This is a genomic window from Arthrobacter sp. Y3223164, from assembly GCF_059091005.1.
Map to the genome: position 1 here is coordinate 1 of NZ_JBNHGF010000217.1, position 4,856 is coordinate 4,856.

5 protein-coding genes are annotated in these 4,856 nt (G+C 68.1%); 4 read left to right on the plus strand and 1 reads right to left on the minus strand.

All coding sequences use genetic code 11. The features are described from left to right. The coding region (gene pabB, locus AC5RUJ_RS11130) for an aminodeoxychorismate synthase component I (RefSeq protein ID WP_494155868.1) at positions 1–1,035 on the plus strand (1,035 nt) is incomplete at its 5' end. A gap of 96 nt (positions 1,036–1,131) precedes the next feature. Here pabB and cls read toward each other — a convergent pair. Continuing rightward, positions 1,132–2,610, minus strand: a complete 1,479-nt coding sequence (gene cls, locus AC5RUJ_RS11135) for a cardiolipin synthase (RefSeq protein ID WP_494073988.1) — start codon at positions 2,608–2,610, stop codon at positions 1,132–1,134. Between the two features lie 86 nt (positions 2,611–2,696). Between cls and AC5RUJ_RS11140 the strand changes: the two genes are divergently transcribed. From AC5RUJ_RS11140 to AC5RUJ_RS11150, 3 genes are all read left to right on the plus strand, one after another. Beyond that, positions 2,697–3,572: an aminodeoxychorismate lyase gene (locus AC5RUJ_RS11140; protein WP_494000702.1), complete on the plus strand. Its 876-nt coding sequence runs from the start codon at positions 2,697–2,699 to the stop codon at positions 3,570–3,572. Between the two features lie 61 nt (positions 3,573–3,633). After that, on the plus strand, positions 3,634–3,999 hold the full coding sequence (locus AC5RUJ_RS11145; protein WP_494128925.1) for a VOC family protein: 366 nt from the start codon (positions 3,634–3,636) through the stop codon (positions 3,997–3,999). Positions 4,000–4,165: 166 nt separating this feature from the next. Further along, a partial coding sequence (locus AC5RUJ_RS11150) for an alcohol dehydrogenase catalytic domain-containing protein (protein ID WP_494155869.1) occupies positions 4,166–4,856 on the plus strand: 691 nt, incomplete at its 3' end.

Consider the following 4,856-nt stretch of genomic DNA (forward strand, 5'->3'; position numbering starts at 1 on the left):
CCGGATGCCGCTCTGCTGTTCGCCGGCCGGGCCGTCGTACTCGACCACGGGCGGCAGTGCACGTGGCTCCTCGCGTTGGCCGGCCCGTCCGCGGGGGACGACGCCGACGCTTGGCTCGCCGCTACCGGTGCGGTGGTCAGCGGACTGTCCCCGGCCGCCGGCCACGCCCCGGCTCCGGCCGCGCCGCCACAGGCGCCGGAATTCCGTTCCCGCGACACGCGCGAGGCCTATCTGGCCAAAATCCGGGAAGCGCAGGCGGAAATCACCGAGGGAAACACCTACGAGGTCTGCCTGACCACGGAGCTGCAGGCGACTGCGGCGGAACCGCTGGATCCGCTGGACACCTACCTGGCCCTGCGCAGCCGCAACCCCGCGCCCTTTGCCAGCCTCCTGCGGTTCGGGCGGCTCACCGTGGCCAGCACGTCGCCCGAGCGGTTCCTGGGCCTCGACGCCCGTGGCCGGCTGCGGGCCGAACCGATCAAGGGCACGCGCCGCCGCCTCCAGGATCCCGACGCCGATGCCGCCGTCGTAGAGGAACTCGCCGGCAGCGCCAAGGACCGCGCCGAGAACATCATGATCGTGGACCTGCTGCGCAACGACCTGAGCCACTTTGCCGTGCCGGGCTCGCTGCAGGTCAGCCGGCTGTGCGCCATAGAGTCCTACGCGACGGTGCACCAGATGGTGTCCACGATCGACGCGCAGCTGTTGCCCGGGGCGGTGCGGGCGGAGGCCGTGGCCGCTGCTTTTCCCGCCGGATCGATGACGGGCGCCCCGAAGATCAGCACCATGGACATCCTGGATCGGCTGGAGACCGGACCGCGCGGCGTCTACTCGGGTGCCGTGGGCTACTTTTCGCTGGACGGGGCCGCGGACCTGTCCGTGGTGATCCGCACCCTCGTGATGGACGGCAACCGGTTGAGCCTGGGCGTTGGCGGCGCGATCACGGCCGATTCCGTGCCCGAAGACGAATGGGACGAGGTCCGCGCCAAGGCCTACGGGGTGCTCTCGGCGCTCGGGGCAACGTTTCCGGAGTAACGCAGTTCACCGCGGCGCACCCGCGGCCGGACTTCAAGCGGCAGATCCTGGCGGCGTTCATGGAGGGCAACAAGCACCGCCCCGAGCGGGGCCCGGTTACTGCAGCGTGGCCGTCAGCCTGGCCACGTTGTCCACGTAGCGCTGCCAGCGGGGCCGCTGCCTCCACTCCTCGAGCGTGAGCTCCCGGGAAATGACCCGATAGCTGTCCTGGATCTCCGAGACCTGCTCAACGATGTGGTCCCCGAGCATCATGACGGAGACCTCCATGTTCAGGGAGAAGGAGCGCATGTCCATGTTGCTGGAGCCGATGACCGCGACCTCATCGTCCACGGTGAAGTGCTTGGCGTGCAGCACCAGCGGCTTCGGGTAGCGGTAGATCCGCACGCCGGCCTCCAGCAACGCCTGATAGTAGGACTGCTGGGCGTGATGGACCAGCAACTGGTCGCCGCGTTCGGATACGAACAATTCGACCTCGACGCCGCGCTGGGCCGCCGTCGTAATGGCATAGAGCAGCGAGTCATCCGGCACGAAGTACGGGCTGCAGATGGACAGCCGCTCCACCGCCGCGTAGATGAGCGTGTTGAACAAGCGCAGGTTGTTCTCGGTTGCGAAGCCGGGGCCGCTGGGCAGGGCCTGGCAGGTCATGGGGCCGGGCTCGCGGAAGGGGGCCGGGGTGAACAGCTCGCCTTCGAGCGTGTCGTCGGTTTCGCTGGACCAGTCGGTGGCGAACACCACGTTCAGCGCCGTGACGATGGGCCCTTCGTAGCGCGCCATCAGTTCCACCCATTTGCGGCCGATCTTATGGCTGGACGTGCGGCGGTAGCCGGGCTCGATCAGGTTCTGCGACCCGGTGAACGCCACCCGGCCGTCCACCACCAGGATCTTGCGGTGGTTGCGCAGGTCGATCCGGCGCCACTGGCCCCGGACCGGCAGCACGGGCAGCATGCGGCGCCAGTCGATGTCGGTGGTCTCCAGCCAGCGGCGGAACTTGCGGTAGCCGGCGACGCGGAGGGTGCCGATGTGGTCGAACAGCAGGCGCACGCGGACACCCCGGGCGGCGGCTTCTTCCAGGGCGGTGAAGAGCTTGCCGGTGGTTTCGTCGCGGCTCATGATGTAGAACTCGATGTTCACGAACTCACGCGCCTCGCGCACGGCCTCGGTCATCGCGGCAATGGACTCGTCGTAACCCGGATACAGCTCCACGTGGTTGCTGTCCACCATGGGGAAGGCGCCGAGCCGCCGGTTCAACTCTGCAGCCGAATGCACCCAGGCCGGGGCTTCCTGCTCGCTGGTCGGCTCCTTGAGGTTGCGGGTGGCGGCCCACACCCGGCCGTTGATCTCCGACTGCTTGGCGATCCGGCGCTCCGAGAGGCGGTACCGGCCGAACATGAAGAAGAGCAGCAGCCCGATCAGCGGGATGAAGAAGATGGCCAACAGCCAGGCCATGGCGGTATTGGGGCGGCGGTTCCCGGGAATCACGCCCAGGGCGATGACGCGGATGGCCATATCCACGACGCCCAGAATCACGACGGCCCACTCGGGGAATGTGCCCAGCCCCGCAAACGACCACAGCACGCGGCTGTTCCTCCCCTCCCGCCGTGTGCCGGCGCAATCCTCCCAGCCTACCCGGCGTTTGGGGGCGGACTCACTAAGCTGGAGCCATGACAGTTCTGGTGTTTTTGGACCCTGCCCACGAGGCGGGACGTGTCGCAGATGCCTCCCGGCCCCAGCTGATGGCCACCGATCTCGGGGCCACCCGCGGAGACGGCATCTTCGAGTCCCTGCTGGCGGTCAACGGGGTCCCGCGCAAGCTGCGGGCGCACCTGGACCGGCTTGCCGGCTCCGCCCGGGCCATGGACCTGCAGCTTCCCTCCCCGGACGCCTGGGAGCGTGCCATCGCGACGGCAATCGCCGAGCACCCGCCGGCCGAGGAGCTGGTAATCAAGCTGCTGGTGACCCGCGGCGTGGAAGGTGCACCCACACCCACGGCCTGGGTTCAGGCCTCGCTGCCGCCGGCGGCAGGGCGGCGCCAGCGCACCGACGGCATTTCCGTGCTGCTGCTCGACCGCGGGTACGACAGCTCGCTGGCCGAACGCGCCCCGTGGCTGCTCATGGGGGCCAAGACTCTCTCCTACGCGGTCAACATGGCGGCGCTGCGTTATGCGCACAAGAACGGCGCCGACGACGCCATCTTCACGTCCAGCGACGGCCGCGTGCTGGAAGGGCCCACGTCCACGGTGCTGATGGCGCGGGTGCGCGACGGCGTGAAGACGCTGGTGACGCCGCTGCTGGAGAGCGGCATCCTGCCGGGCACGTCCCAGTCGGTGCTGTTCAAGGCGGCAGAAGCCGCCGGGTGGCAGCTGGGCTATGGCCCGCTGGAGCCGCACGACCTCTATGAAGCCGATGCCGTCTGGCTGGTTTCGAGCATCCGCCTGCTTGCCCCGGTCAAGAGCATCGACGGTAAGGAAATCCCCGTCTCCCCCGATCTGACCCAGGAACTGACGGCGCTGCTGGCCCAGGGCAGCCAGGAGGAGTAACCGGTGAGGAAACATCGCGCTTGACGCTGCCCCGACCGGGTCTTCCGAGGAGCCACCGCCCATGATCATGAAGCTTGAATGCGTCTGCATGCCGACCCTCGACGTTGAGGCCTCCGTCAGGTTCTATGCCGGACTCGGGATGCGGGAGTCCTGGCGGATCAACCGCAAGACGCCGGCAGGACTGGCATGGACCCTGGTGGGCATGCGTTTTCCGGACGGGAACAGTTCCGAACTCGTCCTCAGCGACAACCCCGACAACCGGCGCCTCGAGGTCGAAGTCTTCGTGGGCGATGTCCGGCGCGCCTACGAGGAGCTGTCTTCCAACGGCGGAGTGGAATGGATCGAGGCGCCCTTCGCCACCGAGTCGGGGCATGTGGCCGTGATGCGTGCGCCCGACGGCAACGTCTTCGTCCTGGTCGGTTCGTAGGACGCCGTCCTGCCGTCGGACTGATGAAAAATGCCCCTCGGCCTGGACGCCTTCCGGGATCGATACCCGCTTCGACCACCGCGTTGGTGCAGTGTTAGGGTCGATTGGACCGAAAGATCAGCATGCTGTCGTTCCGTCCGGGGCGGCAGCCCTGAGAAGGAGGACAATGAAGGCTCTGACGTGGCAAGGGAAGCGCTCGGTCAGCGTGGAGGAGGTCCCGGATCCGCGGATCCAGGAGCCCACGGACGCGATCGTGAGGATCACCTCGACCGGCATCTGCGGCTCCGACCTGCACCTCTACGAGGTGCTCACTCCGTTCATGGACAAGGGCGACATCATCGGACATGAGCCCATGGGGATCGTGGAGGAGGTCGGCTCGGCCGTCACGCACATCAAGGCCGGGGACCGGGTGGTCATCCCGTTCAACGTCTCCTGCGGCCACTGCTTCATGTGCCAAAAGGGCCTGCAGTCCCAGTGCGAGACCACCCAGGTCCGCGAGTACAACAACAATGCCCAGTTCCTGGGCTACTCGCGGCTTTACGGCTCGGTGCCCGGCGGACAGGCCGAGTACCTGCGGGTGCCGCACGCGGACTACGGACCCATCAAGGTGCCCCACGCCGGTGAGGACGAGCGCTACCTGTACCTCTCCGATGTGGTGCCCACCGCGTGGCAGGCCGTGCAGTACGCGGCTCCACCGGAGGGCGGTTCCCTGGCCGTGCTCGGCCTTGGTCCCATCGGCCAGATGTCCGCCCGGATCGGCCGGCACCTCGGCTACCGGGTGCTCGCGGTGGACCCCGTGGCGGAGCGGCGGGCAATGGCGGAGCGCCACGGCATCGAGACGCTGGACCTGCACGGCG